Origin of the sequence: Alloalcanivorax mobilis (assembly GCF_002864685.1) — a bacterium.
Classification (GTDB): domain Bacteria; phylum Pseudomonadota; class Gammaproteobacteria; order Pseudomonadales; family Alcanivoracaceae; genus Alloalcanivorax; species Alloalcanivorax mobilis.
In genome coordinates this window covers 31,096-44,827 of record NZ_NMQZ01000005.1, presented here as the reverse complement: position 1 = coordinate 44,827, position 13,732 = coordinate 31,096, and the positions used below count along the sequence as shown (strand labels likewise).

17 protein-coding genes are annotated in these 13,732 nt (G+C 64.4%); 6 read left to right on the top strand and 11 right to left on the bottom strand.

Annotation, left to right across the window (positions count from 1 at the left end; all coding sequences use genetic code 11):
* The first annotated feature begins 1 nt into the window (after position 1).
* Together CGS25_RS04290 and CGS25_RS04285 are read left to right on the top strand one after the other, a co-directional pair.
* On the top strand, positions 2-709 hold the full coding sequence (locus tag CGS25_RS04290; RefSeq protein ID WP_089033600.1) for an HAD family hydrolase: 708 nt from the start codon (positions 2-4) through the stop codon (positions 707-709).
* Positions 702-1,019 (top strand): YqcC family protein, encoded by a 318-nt coding sequence (locus CGS25_RS04285; protein ID WP_089033601.1) that lies wholly within the window; start codon positions 702-704, stop codon positions 1,017-1,019. The genes CGS25_RS04290 and CGS25_RS04285 overlap by 8 nt, the downstream gene beginning before the upstream one ends.
* A gap of 233 nt (positions 1,020-1,252) precedes the next feature.
* Here the strand turns inward: CGS25_RS04285 and CGS25_RS04280 are convergent, their stop codons facing one another.
* Both CGS25_RS04280 and CGS25_RS04275 read right to left on the bottom strand, forming a co-directional pair.
* Positions 1,253-2,245, bottom strand: coding sequence for a ChuX/HutX family heme-like substrate-binding protein (locus tag CGS25_RS04280; RefSeq protein WP_089033602.1), 993 nt, complete (start codon positions 2,243-2,245; stop codon positions 1,253-1,255).
* A gap of 94 nt (positions 2,246-2,339) precedes the next feature.
* Positions 2,340-2,525: a hemin uptake protein HemP gene (locus CGS25_RS04275; protein WP_089033603.1), complete on the bottom strand. Its 186-nt coding sequence runs from the start codon at positions 2,523-2,525 to the stop codon at positions 2,340-2,342.
* 170 nt (positions 2,526-2,695) lie between these two features.
* Between CGS25_RS04275 and CGS25_RS04270 the strand changes: the two genes are divergently transcribed.
* Positions 2,696-3,214, top strand: coding sequence for a DUF6231 family protein (locus CGS25_RS04270; protein WP_101674693.1), 519 nt, complete (start codon positions 2,696-2,698; stop codon positions 3,212-3,214).
* 246 nt (positions 3,215-3,460) lie between these two features.
* Positions 3,461-4,243: an SDR family NAD(P)-dependent oxidoreductase gene (locus CGS25_RS04265; RefSeq protein ID WP_089033605.1), complete on the top strand. Its 783-nt coding sequence runs from the start codon at positions 3,461-3,463 to the stop codon at positions 4,241-4,243.
* Positions 4,244-4,260: 17 nt separating this feature from the next.
* Here CGS25_RS04265 and CGS25_RS04260 read toward each other — a convergent pair whose 3' ends face one another.
* From CGS25_RS04260 to CGS25_RS04220, 9 genes are all read right to left on the bottom strand, one after another.
* Positions 4,261-4,590, bottom strand: coding sequence for a DUF3325 domain-containing protein (locus tag CGS25_RS04260; RefSeq protein WP_198588690.1), 330 nt, complete (start codon positions 4,588-4,590; stop codon positions 4,261-4,263).
* On the bottom strand, positions 4,583-6,256 hold the full coding sequence (locus tag CGS25_RS04255) for a PepSY-associated TM helix domain-containing protein (RefSeq protein ID WP_101674691.1): 1,674 nt from the start codon (positions 6,254-6,256) through the stop codon (positions 4,583-4,585). Before CGS25_RS04255 ends, CGS25_RS04260 begins: the two co-directional genes overlap by 8 nt.
* A gap of 22 nt (positions 6,257-6,278) precedes the next feature.
* Positions 6,279-6,575, bottom strand: coding sequence for an iron uptake protein (locus CGS25_RS04250; RefSeq protein WP_089033608.1), 297 nt, complete (start codon positions 6,573-6,575; stop codon positions 6,279-6,281).
* 141 nt (positions 6,576-6,716) lie between these two features.
* Positions 6,717-7,778: a sulfate/molybdate ABC transporter ATP-binding protein gene (locus CGS25_RS04245; RefSeq protein WP_101674690.1), complete on the bottom strand. Its 1,062-nt coding sequence runs from the start codon at positions 7,776-7,778 to the stop codon at positions 6,717-6,719.
* Positions 7,775-8,692, bottom strand: a complete 918-nt coding sequence (gene cysW / locus CGS25_RS04240; protein WP_101674689.1) for a sulfate ABC transporter permease subunit CysW — start codon at positions 8,690-8,692, stop codon at positions 7,775-7,777. The genes CGS25_RS04245 and cysW overlap by 4 nt, the downstream gene beginning before the upstream one ends.
* Before the next feature lies 1 nt (position 8,693).
* Positions 8,694-9,518: a sulfate ABC transporter permease subunit CysT gene (gene cysT, locus CGS25_RS04235; RefSeq protein WP_089034615.1), complete on the bottom strand. Its 825-nt coding sequence runs from the start codon at positions 9,516-9,518 to the stop codon at positions 8,694-8,696.
* Between the two features lie 8 nt (positions 9,519-9,526).
* Positions 9,527-10,528, bottom strand: a complete 1,002-nt coding sequence (locus tag CGS25_RS04230; RefSeq protein WP_101674688.1) for a sulfate ABC transporter substrate-binding protein — start codon at positions 10,526-10,528, stop codon at positions 9,527-9,529.
* An 85-nt stretch (positions 10,529-10,613) separates the two neighbouring features.
* Positions 10,614-10,787 carry a YezD family protein gene (locus tag CGS25_RS04225; protein WP_089033612.1) on the bottom strand — a complete coding sequence of 58 codons (174 nt, stop codon included), beginning with the start codon at positions 10,785-10,787 and terminating at the stop codon, positions 10,614-10,616.
* A gap of 26 nt (positions 10,788-10,813) precedes the next feature.
* Positions 10,814-11,839: a porin gene (locus CGS25_RS04220; protein WP_198588689.1), complete on the bottom strand. Its 1,026-nt coding sequence runs from the start codon at positions 11,837-11,839 to the stop codon at positions 10,814-10,816.
* A 199-nt stretch (positions 11,840-12,038) separates the two neighbouring features.
* Between CGS25_RS04220 and CGS25_RS04215 the strand changes: the two genes are divergently transcribed.
* Both CGS25_RS04215 and CGS25_RS04210 read left to right on the top strand, forming a co-directional pair.
* Positions 12,039-12,848, top strand: coding sequence for an EAL domain-containing protein (locus tag CGS25_RS04215; RefSeq protein WP_101674687.1), 810 nt, complete (start codon positions 12,039-12,041; stop codon positions 12,846-12,848).
* A gap of 242 nt (positions 12,849-13,090) precedes the next feature.
* Complete coding sequence (locus tag CGS25_RS04210) at positions 13,091-13,639, top strand: RBBP9/YdeN family alpha/beta hydrolase (RefSeq protein ID WP_101674686.1); 549 nt, start codon at positions 13,091-13,093, stop codon at positions 13,637-13,639.
* Positions 13,640-13,732: the final 93 nt, after the last annotated feature.

The following is a 13,732-nucleotide window of genomic DNA, read 5'->3' as shown; positions in this document are numbered from 1 at the left end:
CATGACCGGACTTCGACTCATCACATTCGACCTGGACAATACCCTGTGGCCCGTGGACGAGGTGATCCGCCAGGCGGAACGTACCTGCAGCGACTGGATCGCCGAACGCCACCCCGACGCCGCCAGCGCCCTCACCGCCGAGCGGGTGCGCGCGGTGCGTGACCGCTTGGTGCGCGAGCGCCCGGCTTACCTGAACAACCTCACCGAACTGCGCCGCGACGCCATGGCCTTCGCCTTTATCGACGGCGGCTTCGAAGAGCGCGAGGCACGCCACATCGCCGCCGATGCCTTCCTGGTGTTCCACGAAGCGCGCAACCGGGTGACCTTCTTCCCCGGCGCCCTGGAAGTGCTGGAAACGCTCACCGACAGCTACACCCTCGGGGCGCTCAGCAATGGCAACGCGGACCTCAAGCAGATTGGTATCGCCGAGTTGTTTGCGTTTCACCACTCCGCCGAGAGCATCGGCATACGCAAACCCGAACCGGATATGTTCCACGCCGCCCTGCGCACCGCCGGCGTTAAGCCGCACCAGGCGCTGCACGTGGGCGATCACCCGGTGGAAGACGTGGACGCCGCGCGCCGGCACGGTTTCCATTCGGTCTGGGCCAACCTGATCGACCTGTCCTGGCCGCAAGACCTGGACAGACCGGAGCATCACATCCACCATCTGCGCGAACTGACCGACTTGTTGCCTCTTTTCGATGACTGATACCCGCCTGCACCTCACCCGCCTGCTCGACGACATGCAAGACGAACTGCAACGTCTGGACCTGTGGGAAACCTTGCCCCCGGAACCGCAAGCGTTCGAAAGCGCCACGCCGTTCTTCGCCGACACCATGAATTTCAGCCAATGGCTGCAGTGGGTGTTCATCGCCCGCTTCCGCGCCCTGCTGGAAGCGGACCACCCGCTGCCCGCGCAATGCGACGTGGCCCCGCTCGCCGAAGAAGCCCTGCGCGGGCTGCAACAGCCCACCAACGAGTTGATCGGTTTGATCCGCGAATTCGACGGGCATTTTTGAATTGCGAGGATACAGAGAGGCCGTGCCGGGTCAGATGCTTCTGCGTGTCGGTGGAGGAGGGGCAGGCAAGCTACAAGCCGCAAGCCGCAAGCCAAAAAGCCGTAGGCTGAGGGCACGTAGTCGCACTTGCAGCTTGCTTGCCCTTCTCCACGGAGCGCGGCTTTATCGACGGCATGGCATAGCTGTTCTTTTCAAACTGCCCCCTATTCTCCCGTGCCCGCCGCCCCGCGGCGTCACGCCATCAACATCCCCGGCCGGCCTTCGCGGATCAGGCTGTCGCTGAGCAGCGCCAGCCAGCGTTCTTCGTCGTCGCCGGCGGACAGGGTCCACAACCAGCGGCCTTCCACATCCAGCGCCTCGAGCGCGGTGACCACGCGGCCCGGGCCGGGCCGGCGCAGGCGCCAGACGCTGGCGACGCGGCCCATGTCCAGCGACATCAGCACGCCGTTGTGGGCCAGATGGCACTGGCCGCCCTGCCAGCGTGGCGCCGACCAGGGGGCGGTCAGGCACAGGCGCACGCCGGCGTTGCCGGTGCAAACGGTGAGCGCTTCGCCGCGCTGGCTGGCGGTGGCCAGCAAGGCGGGCACCGTCTCCAATCGCGCCGGGCAGGCGAATTTGTCGCGCACCGCCTGGTAGAGCACCTCGCGGCGGTCATCAAGCTGGCGCAATAGGGCGCGAAAACTGTCGTCGTCGCCGTGCGACCAGAGCCGCTCCATTTCACTGACCAGCAGGCCCGGTGCGCGCGTCGCCCGGCGCGGGCTGAACGTTTGCCCGAGATGGCGCTGATCCGGGTGCAGCATGGCGCACACCAGTTCCTCGAACGCCAGGCCACCGCTCTCCGGAGCCACCGCCATCTGTTGAAGCGGCTGCCCGAAACGGTCGAAAAACAACAGGCTGCGAGGGGCCAGGTCCGCCACCGGCGCCAGCACCGCCATCACCGATTGCCATTGGCTCATATCCAGATGATGGCTGAGCCGGCACTGTTCGCCCCGACATTCCAGGCTCCAGTCGTCGTCCACCAGGGCCGGGTAACGCATCGATTGCGACACCCGCGCGCCGGGAGCAAAAGTGGTCACCACCAGCGCTCCCAGGCGATAAAGCCCCTTGAGAATCGCCGGCGGTTCGTCCTGGAGACGCAGCACCCGGTCGCCGAGGGACGCACGGCATTGGCGCAGCATGGATGACGATGAAACGGGAGCGGGGGGAACGAGGGCGGTGACCGTCATGGAAGGCCTCCTTGCACTAAGACGGAAATCCAGGGTGTGGGCAGCTGGCGGCGGCGGGCTTTCCACGGTCAGGGAGAACGGTGATTGCGGGGCGCTACTTGGTCAGGATCAGGCGGTCGTTGGCGGTGCGGCGCAGCAAATAGCGTTCACCGCCGTGTTCGATCCACAGCTTACCGTCACGGTTGAGCAAGGCCCGGCTGGCGACGCTGCTGTCACCGGCGATGGCGATGCGGCGTTGAGCGGGGGCCGCGGCTTTTGGAGCATGGATGACTTGGGACATGAGCGCCTCCTTAAATGTGGTTGAGAATCATTATCAACATGCTTCCTGATCCCCGTCAACCCTCTTATCGCTGCCCGTCAAACAACTTTTAACGTCCGTGACGCCTTTCCCGCTCCTTGAGCGCCGCCCGGCGCTGGAGCTTGCCCACGGATGCCCTTAGACTCGAAGCCATGAATACAGCCATCACACCCGAAGCCATCCGTACGCCCCAGGAAAAACTGGCGGCGATTCTTGACAGCCATCAACCCAAAACCCTGCTGACCCTGAGCCTGAACCCGGTGCCACTGGCGGAGCACTGGTGCGCGGATCATCAGTGCCAGCTGACCCACATCCAGGAACAAAACCCGTTCCCGGCACTGGACCGCATTGACCGGGTGGACATGGCGATCGTCGCTGATCAGCTTGAATACATGAGCCGTCAGGACGGCGAGGCCTTGCTTGGCCTGCTGCGCAACCTGCACACCGACTCCATGGTGGTGGTCTATCAACCACGCCTGGCTCCGGAAAAGCTGCGCTGGCCACACAATGGTTTTCTGGCGCTGGGCTGCCGCGAAGAAGGCCATTTCGCCGAAGACAACCGCGCGCTGGATCTCTACAGCTACGACCTGGTCACCTACAATTTCCAACGCAGTTGGAACAACCCGCGCTTCTGGGCCAACCCGGAGCATTGGGGCAAATACTGGTGGTAAAGCGCTTCGCGGCGCGCGCTTAGGCGCGACGCGCTGCAAGCTGCAAGCTGCAAGTTAAGAGAAAAACAACAACACGGTGCAGCAAGGGGATGCGCGTGGCCGCGGATTTATGTCGCGCGCTTTCTCGCCCGCCACATTCGGATACACCTTTTGCCGGTCTCGGGCTGCCCGCTGCTTCAGCGCTTGTGGTAGCGTCGGGGTTTCGACCTTCGCCACCTTCATCCTTTGCCACCTTCAGGAACCCCCATGAAAATAAAAGACGCCGTCGCCATCATCACCGGCTCCTCGTCGGGCATTGGCGCCGCCATCGCGCGCCTGTTCGCTGAGCAGGGTTGCCACGTGGTGATCAACTACAGCCGCAATGAAGAAGGCGCCCGCGCGGTGGCCACGGAGTGCGAAGCCCTGGGCGTGAAGACCCTGGTGGTCAAAGCCAACGTCGCTGAAGACGCCGACTGCCGCGCCCTGGTGGCGGCCACCATGGAGGCCTTTGGCCGCCTGGACATTCTGATCAACAACGCCGGCACCACCCGCTTCTGCGCGCACCATGATCTGGACGGCCTGAGCAAACAGGATTTCCTGGATATTTACAGCGTCAACACCGTGGGCGCCTATCAGATGGCGCGCGCCGCCGAAGCGCCGATGCGCGAGGCGGGCACCGCCCACCTGGTCAACATGGCGTCCATCGCCGGCCTCGCCGGGGTCGGCAGTTCCATTGCCTACGCTGCCTCCAAGGGCGCGCTGCTGACCATGACCAAATCCCTGGCCCGGGTGCTGGGGCCGCAGATTCGCGTGAACGCTATTTGTCCGGGCTTCGTGCAAGGGGAGTGGCTGGAAAACGGCTTGGGCAAGGAGGCCTACGCCGCCCTGCTGGAGAAAACCAAAGCCGGCGCCGCGCTCAACGACGCCGCCTCACCGGAAACCGTGGCGATGGCGGTGCTGGGTTTGATTATCGGTGGCGACCTGAGCACCGGCGAAGCCTTGTTGGTGGACGGCGGCAGCCATCTGAACGCCAGCGGCGTGCGCCGCTGAGTTCACGCCCGCCCCGCTCAGACGCGGGCGCGGGCCGGTCGGCGTGCCAGCAGAATCGCCAGCCATTGGGCGCGCCACGCCAGGGTAAACGCGATCACCAATGCCGCGCCGGCCAGAGCCATCACCCACACCAGCGCGGCCATGCTGGGGTGGTCGACCTTCAGGCACAGCACCAGCGACACCGTCAGTGCCAGCGCACCCAGCGCGCGCAGGCCCAGCACCGTGCTGTTGCCCCGTGGCGTCCTGCCGCGCACCTGTTTCCAGTGCACTTCCATGGCCAGGGCCAACCAGCCCATGCCCACCACGTTGCTCAGCAAGGCCATCAGTAACATCAGATTATCAGGCATGAACCACCTCACCGGCGGCGCTCTCGTCGGCGGCGCGCGCCGCGCGCCGGTCACGGCGCTTGAGTTGGCGAGCCGCCCACAGCGCCAGCACGGCGCTGCCCAGCAGCGCCAGATCAACGCCGGCCACCGGCCAGTAGCCGGCGCTTAAAGTGCGCCACAGATGGTCCCCGGTGGTGATCCAGTTGAGTGCGACGGCGCTCACCGCCAAAACGGCAACCGCCCGGCATTGCTCAATCCAAGCCGGCGCCGTGCGCACCGCGCTGACCGGCCCCGAGCGCCAGAAGGCGTGCGCCATCGCCAGTGCCCACACAGCCCAGAAACAATACTGTTCCCAATCGCCGCGCGCCGGCAGATTGGCCGGCAGCAGGCGGTTGGCGATCAGAATGCCCAGCGTGGCGATCAGCATGCCGGTGACGGTGGTCACCGCCAGCGCTTCCACCGTGCGCGCGCCACTGACACCCTTCTGGGCATGCTGGCGTTTGCGCTTTTTAACGAAGAACAGGAAACCGGTGGCGATGCACACGCACCCGGCCAGCCCGCCCAGCACATACAACCAGCGCAGCAACCAATGGCGAAAATGCTGCAAATGCAGGCCGGTCAGGAACTCGCCGATGTTCTCCACCGCCGAGGGCACCGGGTCTTCGCGAATCACCTCGCCGGTGGAGCCGTTGAAGTGAATGCCCTCGCCGGTAAGCGCGATGCGGTCGGTGCCAGCGCGATAGCCGCTCACGTAGCTGTTGGCGTCGCCCACATGCTGCACCGCCAGAAAACCGACGTCGCCGGCCATGTCTTTCGATGCCCAGCGGCGCTGCGCTTCGGCCACCATCGCGTCCACCGAGGCAATTGGCGCGGCCACGCCGGCGCGTTCATGGGGTAACCCGGTTTCCTCGGCCTCGATGATTTCGTGCAGATCGTGCAACGGCTCAAGCTGCGTATGGGTCACCGGAAAATACATCCCAGCGAAGATCACCAGCCCGGTGAACGCGAACATGAAATGAAACGGCAGCGCCACCACGCCGGTGAGATTGTGCAGGTCCAGAATGCGCCGCTGGCTGCTTTTCCCGGGCCGGAACGTGAACAGCTCACGAAACAGCTTGCGGTGCATGACCACCCCACTGACCAGCGCCACCAGCATGATCAGCGCCGCCAGGCCAACGATCCAGTAACCCAGATCCTTCCAATGAAAATTGAGGCTGTAATGCAGCGGATAGAAAAACTGGCTGCCGATCTTCAGATGATCGTCCGGCAGCGATTCGCCGGTGCGTGGATCGATGGTGCGGTTGCCCCACACCAGCTCTTCCGGGTCCTTGGCGTTGGGCACCTGATAACCGGCGAACACCCCCAGCACCGGGTCCCGGTGGGTGGTGTAGGCGCCCCAGCGCACCGGCGTGTCGAAGTGCTCGGGCATCGGGCCATCCACGCGCGGGCGCATCGCGGCCACGCTCTCCGGGCTGGGCTGCATGCTCTCGAACACCGGCTTCAGGATGCGGTCGAACGAGGGCATCGGCTGCGGCTCGAAACGGGATTCGGGGATCGCCCAACGGTCGATCTCCCGATCAAACACCGACAGCGAGCCGAAGAAAAACACCACCATCAACACAAAGCCGAGCACCAGCCCGAACCAGGTGTGCACCCACGCCATGGCAAGACGAAAATTCTGAAACATGCTCTGTTCTCCTTGCCGCCGTTTACACCAGTGCGTGCTGAATCAGTGACGCCAGCGCCGTCATCAGCGCGCCACCGCCCACCAGCACCAGCCATACCTGCCGCATTTCACGGGCCGCGAAACTCCACAGGAACACCCCCAGATACAGCAGCAACGCCAGCATCGAAAACAGATGCTCGGCGTCGTGAAACGACATGCCCACGGCAAACATCCCCGCCACCCCCAGGGCGATGAACCCCCAGGCGAACACATAGCCGCCCAGCAAGGCGGCAGCGGTGCGCGAGACGATCTGTCGGCGAAATACGGTGGCGCTGGTCATGGCGTGGTATCCCGGGCGCGGGGGCCCGTTGATCGGTGGCTTTATTCAGGCGAGAACGATACTTGATTGCGAATAGGAATTAAATCTACTTTCCGCCCCATATCATTCGCCCCCCCGGGCCGATAGTCAGATAAACGCCGCTTACACCGGCGCGTCGGCGAACACGCGCGCCGCGCGCGGGCGCGCGCGCACCGCGTCACCCACTTCGAATGGCCACTGCCCGCCGCTGTGCGGAAGCTCCACCTGCAGGGATTGCGCCTGCTCCGGCGAGCGCACGCTGACCCGCAGCGAGGCGCCCACCTGGGCGACGCTTTCCACCCGCGCCGCCAGACCATCGCCCTCACCGCCGCCACTGAGTTCGATGTCGTGGGGGCGAATGTAGCCAGTCACCGCGCGCGGTTCGCTCTGGGCGAAATCCGGGGCCGGCACGCGCAGCCCGGCGAGCTCCGCCCAACCGCCGGCGGCGCGGCCGGAGAGCCGGTTGGCGTCGCCGATAAAGCCGTACACGAACGGCGTTGCCGGCGCGTTATAAATCTCGCGGGGGGTACCCACTTGTTCAATGCGACCCCGGTTGATGACGACAATACGGTCGGCGACTTCCATGGCCTCTTCCTGGTCATGGGTGACGAAGATCGAGGTCACGTGCAGTTCGTCGTGGAGCCGGCGCAGCCAGCTTCGCAGGTCCTTGCGCACGCGTGCGTCGAGCGCGCCAAAAGGCTCATCGAGCAGCAGCACACGCGGCTCCACCGCCAACGCCCGGGCCAGGGCGATGCGCTGGCGCTGGCCACCGGAGAGCTGATCCGGATAGCGGTCCGCCAGCCAGTCCAGTTGCACCAGTTCCAGCAGCTTGTGCACCCGCTCGGCGATCTCCTGCTTGTCCGGCCGATTGCGGCGCGGGCGCACCGTCAAACCGAACGCCACGTTGTCGTACACGCTCATGTGCCGGAACAGCGCATAGTGCTGAAACACAAAACCCACGCTGCGCTCGCGCACATGGGTGGCGGTGGCGTCACGGCCGGAGAACAGCACCGCGCCGCTGTCGGCGAATTCGAGCCCGGCGATGATGCGCAGCAAGGTGGTCTTGCCGCAGCCGGAAGGGCCCAACAACGCCACCAGCTCGCCGCTGTTGAATTGCAAAGAGACGTTATCCAGCGCTTTGAATTGTCCGAACGATTTATTCAGATCGCGCACCTGAATGCTCATAATTCCTCCTGGCGGGTGGCCGCGCGTGCGGAGCGCTCCCGGTCCCTTTGATGTTTGAATTCCAGCGCCGATTTGGCCACCAGGGTGACCACCGCCAGCAGCGCCAGCAGTGATGCCACCGCGAACGCCGCCGCGAACTGATATTCGTTGTAGAGAATTTCCACGTGCAACGGCAGCGTGTTGGTCTTGCCGCGAATGTGCCCGGACACCACGCTGACCGCGCCGAACTCGCCCATTGCCCGCGCGTTGCAAAGAATCACGCCGTACAACAAACCCCATTTGATCGACGGCAAGGTGACGCGCCGGAAGGTTTGCCAACCGCTGGCGCCCAGCGTCAGTGCCGCCTCTTCGTGGCTCACGCCCTGCTCCTGCATCAGCGGAATCAGTTCGCGGGCAACGAACGGGAAGGTAACGAAAATGGTGGCCAGCACGATGCCGGGCACCGCGTAGATGATCGACAGATCGTGCGCCTCCAGCCACGGCCCCAACCAGCCCCGGCTGCCGAACACCAGCACATAGATAAGACCAGCGATCACCGGCGACACCGCGAACGGCAGATCGATCAGCGTGATCAGCACCTGCTTGCCACGGAACCGGAATTTGCTGATGCCCCAGGCGGCGGCGATGCCAAAGATCACGTTCAGCGGCACCGCGATGGCGGCGGCGATCAGCGTCAGCTTGATCGCATGCCAGGCGTCCGGCTCGGTCAACGCGGCCAGGTACACGTCCCAGCCTTTGGAAAATGCCTCGCGGAACACCAGCACCAGCGGTACCACCAGAAACACCGCCAGGAACAACAGCGCCAGGCCGGTCAGTGCCCAGCGAAGCCACGCGCCTTCGCCCACCGCGCGCCGGCTGACGGCGGCGGCGGTGAAGGCCGGCGCGACGGCATTGGCAACCCCCGAATCACTCATCTCAACCTCCCCCCTGCCGGCGCAGGCTCCAATACTGCAGGGCGTTGATCGCCAGCAGCAGCAGGAACGAAAACAGCAACATCATGACGCCCAGTGCCGAGGCACCGGCGTAGTCGTATTGCTCCAGCTTGCTGTAGATCAGCAGAGGGGTGATTTCGGTGCGGTACGGCATGTTGCCACTGATGAACACCACCGAACCGTATTCGCCCACGGCGCGGGCGAAGGCCAGCGCGAAGCCGGTCAGCAACGCCGGCACCAGCGCCGGCAGCAGCACCCGCCGAAAGGTTTGCCAGCGGTCGGCGCCGAGGCTGGCGGCGGCTTCTTCCAGTTCCCGCTCCAACCCGGCCAGCACCGGTTGCACGGTGCGCACCACGAACGGCAAGCCGATAAACGTGAGCGCCACCACGATGCCGGCCGGTGCGTAGGCGATCTTCAAACCCAGTGCTTCCAGCGGCCCGCCAAACCAGCCGTTGCGCCCGTACAAGGCGGTCAGCGCGATGCCCGCCACCGCGGTGGGCAACGCGAACGGCAGGTCCACCAGGGCGTCGGCGATGCGTTTGCCGGGAAACGAGTAACGCACCAGCACCCAGGCCACCAGCAGCCCGAACACCAGGTTAATCAGCGCCGCCGTCAGGGCGGCGCCAAAGCTCAGTGTGTAACTGGCCACCGCCTGGGGATGGCTGACCACCGCCCAGAACCGCTCGCCGCCCAGCGAGATCCCCTCGGCGGCCAGAGCCGCCAGGGGGATGAACACGATCAGGCTGGTGTACAGCGTGGCGTAGCCCAAGGACAACCCGAAGCCGGGTATGACTCGGTTTCTCGACATCATCGGCTCTACTCGCTGGGCTTATAGATCTGATCGAACACACCACCGTCGTTGAAGTGGGTCTTCTGGGCTTTTTGCCAGCCACCAAAAACGTCGTCCACGGTGATCAGGTTGACGTCCGGAAAGGCGTCGGCGTACTTCTTCGCAATCTTGGGATCGGTGGGCCGGTAATAATTCTTCGCCGCGATCTCCTGCCCCACCGGGGTATACAAGTATTCCAGGTACGCCTTGGCGACGTCGGTGGTGCCGTGTTTTTGCGCGTTCTTGTCCACCAGCGTCACCGGCGGTTCGGCAAGAATCGACACCGACGGCACGACAATCTCGAAGTCGCCTTTGCCCAGCTCATTGATCGCCAGCAACGCTTCGTTTTCCCACGCCAGCAGTACATCGCCAATGCCGCGTTGCACGAAGGTGGTGGTCGAACCACGGGCGCCGGAATCCAGCACCGGCACCTGTTTGAACAGCTTGGTGATGTAATCCTTGGCTTTTTCTTCGGAGCCGTACTTGTCTTGCGCGAACGCCCAGGCGGCCAGATAGTTCCAACGGGCGCCACCGGAGGTCTTGGGGTTGGGGGTAATCACTTCGACCCCGGGTTTGATCAGATCGTCCCAGTCGTGCAGGCCCTTGGGGTTGCCCTTGCGCACCAGGAACACGATGGTCGAGGTGTACGGCGCACTGTTGTGCGGCAGGCGTTTTTGCCAGTCCTTGGGCAGCTTGCCGGTCTTTTCCGAGATGGCGTCGATGTCGTAGGCCAGCGCCAGGGTGACCACGTCGGCTTCCAGCCCGTCGATCACCGCCCGGGTCTGTTTGCCGGCGCCGCCGTGGGACTGCCGCACGGTGAGCGGCTCACCGGTTTCCGCCTTCCAATGTTTGACGAATTCCTTGTTGAATTGCTCGTACAGTTCCCGGGTCGGGTCGTAGGAAACGTTGAGAATTTCCCGCGCCGCCAGCGCCGGGGTGGAGACCACCAGCCCCAGGGCGGTGGCGGCGATCAATGTTTTCCAGTTCATGGCATAGCCTCCAATCGTGTTACCAATGATTCGGAGACCTCCGGCGGTCCGGTCAGCCTTTTTTCGCGACGCTCAACAGCAGCGCTTAGCGCTGCTTGTCGAAGCGGTATTTTTCCTTGCGTTCCACCTGCACCACGCGGCCTTCGTGGACGATGATCTCCACGGCGCCAAAGCGCAGGTCCTTCACCAGTGACGTCACCAGCCCGGCCAGATCAAGTTCTTCCGGCGCCGATGGGCGGTGAGAAGAGGGTTGGCTCATGGTCGTGTCACTCCTTAACGTTGTCCCTAGAATTTATAGATCAGACCGGTGCCGGCGGCATGGTCCTCGCTGCCGGCCTGATCCCGTTCGAGCTGGGAAAGATAAACGAACGCGGTGGCGTTCCTGGCCAGCCGGTAGTCCGCCCCCAGCGCCCACAGCGAGAGTGTTTCGTCGCTCTCTTCGCCGCGGTTTTCTCCGCCCTGAACTTTCAGGGTGATGCGCTCATCCAGGTGCCAGGCGGCGCTGAGCAGATAGCCCCGGTCTTCCAGGTCGCTGCCGGACGCGGCGTCCTTGGCCTGCTGGTAGAGCGCGCCCAGTTCCAGCGCACCCCACCGATAGCTGGTCACCGCGCGCAGCAGATCCGCGCGCACAATGCCATCCACCGAGCGACGCGCCGCCTGATCCTTTTCGTAGGCCAGTGCCGCGTATAGGCCGTCCCGTTCCCAGGTGAGCGCCGCGGACACGGTGTCCGCCAGGCCATCGTCGGGTTCGCCATCGTCGTCCACGTCGTCCTGCTCGCCCGGCGAAAAGGCACCGTGCACGGTCAGGCCACCGAACCACTTGGGGCTGATGTACTGCACGCTGTTGCTGTTGCGGGTCTGGCCGCCAAGAAAGTTGTCGATATCGGCGTACAGATCGTTGAACTGATCCACCTTGCCTTCGGCGGATTTCAGAGGGCTGTCGATGTTACCGGCGATCAGGGTGCCGAAGCCGCCCTCGAGGCCGGCGTAGAGATTCCGTTTGGTGAAGGTTTCGTCGTCGTCGCCGTCCACGTCGATGCCGTATTCCAGCAGGTAAATCGCCTTCAAATCACCGACTTCCAGATCGAAGTCCCCTTTCACACCCAACCGCGACGCGTTCGAGTTCAGTTCCCACTGGTCCACGGTGCGCGGGCCGGCCAGGCTGGCCCCCTCGAAGTCGATGTTTTCCAGCGACACATTAATCTTGCCGTAGACACTTGGCACCGCGGCGGCGGTCAGAGGCCAGGCCCCGATCAACGCCAGGGACGGCCCCCAGATCAACGCCTTGCCAAGCGCGTTTCTATTCGTCATTTCCTGTTCTCCAGACAGCGGTAAGCATTATTGATCGGCCTCCCGCTGCCGGGTGGGCCCGCCGAAAACGCCGGCGATGACAAATCCTAATAGGGATCCCAAAAGACCCAAAAGTAATATATTTCTATTGAATTATTCTTTTTAAGTATATGAAGCCAGCGCTATTCTGCCTCCCGCATTCATTTTCCGGGAGGCCGTCATGCCGCTCACCGAGCTGTTGCACTACTTCAATCAGGAGCAGCGCCGCCAGTACGGCGCCCACATCGCCCCCGAGCAGGCACTGCGCATGGACCGGGGCCGGGTCAGTGCCGACTACGCCGGGCTACGCCTGGGCACCCGGTTTCAGCCGCTGCTGCCGTTGCACCCGGATCAGCCCTACGGCCACGAAGCCTTGCTGACCGTCGAAGGGCGCGCCGGCGCCTTGAGCCCGTCCGCCGCCTTTATGCTGCCCACCACCGGCGAAGAGTTTGTCTATCTGGATCGCCTGTGCCGCACCGTGCACGCGCTGAACTTCCTGCTGCAGCCCAACAGCGGCGGCCTGCTCGGGCTCAACATTCACCCTCGTCATCTGGCCAGCGTGCGCGGGGATCATGGCCTCGCGTTCGAGCGCATCCTGCGCCAATGCGGCCTGCAGCCCGAGCAAGTGATGCTGGAGATCCGTCACGACGCCAGCCTGGACCCGGCGGACCTGGCCCGGGCGGTGGCCAGTTACCGCCAGCATGGCTATCGCATCGCTCTGGACCATCTGGCGGCGCCGGCGCGCCCGGCGATCTGGCGGGCCATCCAACCGGACATGGTGAAGCTGGCACCGGCCCTGGGCCAACGCCCCGACGACCGCGACCGGGTGCTCGATCAGGCGCAACGGCAAAAGGTGGCACAGCGTTTGCTCATAGGGGTGACGTGTGACGACGCCCAGGCGTTGGCGCTGACCCATGTGCAGGCGGACCGGGTGGCACCGCCGACCGCCAACCTGAGCGGCCCCACCTGGCGGCGCGGCGCGTTCCCCTGAGCCCGGGGGCAGGCCAAATCGGCGGGCTGCGCATGACGGGCCCGGGTGAATTGTCATCATCGCGACCCGGCTTGGTAAAAAAGCCATAAAGATCGGCGGGTAAGCTCGGCGCCTGTGCAATGCACGGCTATGCTGTCGCGCGATTCTCACGCCCCAGTGAGTAAAGTGCGCCAGCGTCTGACTACCCGCCGTTGAATAAGGCCGGCAAAGGCCAGCAAAGGCCAGCAAAGGAGAGCACCACCATGGCACCCGTTCCGTTCGAAGGGATTCTGATTCCCGGCCTGTACGGCAGCGATGAAGGGCACTGGCAGAGCCTCTGGCAAGCCCATATGCCCTGGCTGCGCCGCATTGAACTGGAGAGCTGGGAGTGCGCCGACCTGGACGCCTGGCAAGACGCCATCGAACACGCCAACCATGATCTGGAAGAACCCGCCGTGCTGATCGCCCACAGCTTCGGTTGCATCGCCGCCGCCGCCTGGGTGCGGCGCCACCCGGATCGGGTCGCCGGCCTGCTGCTGGTGGCGCCGGCCTGGCCCGACGCGGATACTCGCCCCGGCGACCGGCCAGACCCGCTGCCGGTACCGGCCCGGATCATCGCCAGCACCAGTGATCCGTGGATGGACATCGATGAAACCCGTGCTCTCGCGCGCCGCTGGGGCGCCGCGTTCCGAAACGGCGGCGACCTGGGCCACATCAACACCGCCGCCGGCGTCGGCGAGTGGCGCCAGGGGCTCGACGACCTGCGCTGGCTGCTGGCCCAACGCAGCGCCCCCCAAGCACTGGCGGGATAGGGGCAGTGTTCAGTGTTCAGTGTTCAGTGTTCAGTAAGGTTCCGCTTTTCCCTGAAAACTGAACACTGAACACTGAAAACTCCCTACGCCCCC

What these genes read in the sequence shown, in the direction of transcription:
- CGS25_RS04290 (WP_089033600.1), top strand. Translation starts at nt 2, where the DNA reads ATGACCGGACTTCGACTCATCACATTCGACCTGGACAATACCCTGTGG.
- CGS25_RS04285 (WP_089033601.1), top strand. Translation starts at nt 702, where the DNA reads ATGACTGATACCCGCCTGCACCTCACCCGCCTGCTCGACGACATGCAA.
- CGS25_RS04280 (WP_089033602.1), bottom strand. Translation starts at nt 2,245, where the DNA reads ATGACGGTCACCGCCCTCGTTCCCCCCGCTCCCGTTTCATCGTCATCC.
- CGS25_RS04275 (WP_089033603.1), bottom strand. Translation starts at nt 2,525, where the DNA reads ATGTCCCAAGTCATCCATGCTCCAAAAGCCGCGGCCCCCGCTCAACGC.
- CGS25_RS04270 (WP_101674693.1), top strand. Translation starts at nt 2,696, where the DNA reads ATGAATACAGCCATCACACCCGAAGCCATCCGTACGCCCCAGGAAAAA.
- CGS25_RS04265 (WP_089033605.1), top strand. Translation starts at nt 3,461, where the DNA reads ATGAAAATAAAAGACGCCGTCGCCATCATCACCGGCTCCTCGTCGGGC.
- CGS25_RS04260 (WP_198588690.1), bottom strand. Translation starts at nt 4,590, where the DNA reads ATGCCTGATAATCTGATGTTACTGATGGCCTTGCTGAGCAACGTGGTG.
- CGS25_RS04255 (WP_101674691.1), bottom strand. Translation starts at nt 6,256, where the DNA reads ATGTTTCAGAATTTTCGTCTTGCCATGGCGTGGGTGCACACCTGGTTC.
- CGS25_RS04250 (WP_089033608.1), bottom strand. Translation starts at nt 6,575, where the DNA reads ATGACCAGCGCCACCGTATTTCGCCGACAGATCGTCTCGCGCACCGCT.
- CGS25_RS04245 (WP_101674690.1), bottom strand. Translation starts at nt 7,778, where the DNA reads ATGAGCATTCAGGTGCGCGATCTGAATAAATCGTTCGGACAATTCAAA.
- cysW (WP_101674689.1), bottom strand. Translation starts at nt 8,692, where the DNA reads ATGAGTGATTCGGGGGTTGCCAATGCCGTCGCGCCGGCCTTCACCGCC.
- cysT (WP_089034615.1), bottom strand. Translation starts at nt 9,518, where the DNA reads ATGTCGAGAAACCGAGTCATACCCGGCTTCGGGTTGTCCTTGGGCTAC.
- CGS25_RS04230 (WP_101674688.1), bottom strand. Translation starts at nt 10,528, where the DNA reads ATGAACTGGAAAACATTGATCGCCGCCACCGCCCTGGGGCTGGTGGTC.
- CGS25_RS04225 (WP_089033612.1), bottom strand. Translation starts at nt 10,787, where the DNA reads ATGAGCCAACCCTCTTCTCACCGCCCATCGGCGCCGGAAGAACTTGAT.
- CGS25_RS04220 (WP_198588689.1), bottom strand. Translation starts at nt 11,839, where the DNA reads ATGACGAATAGAAACGCGCTTGGCAAGGCGTTGATCTGGGGGCCGTCC.
- CGS25_RS04215 (WP_101674687.1), top strand. Translation starts at nt 12,039, where the DNA reads ATGCCGCTCACCGAGCTGTTGCACTACTTCAATCAGGAGCAGCGCCGC.
- CGS25_RS04210 (WP_101674686.1), top strand. Translation starts at nt 13,091, where the DNA reads ATGGCACCCGTTCCGTTCGAAGGGATTCTGATTCCCGGCCTGTACGGC.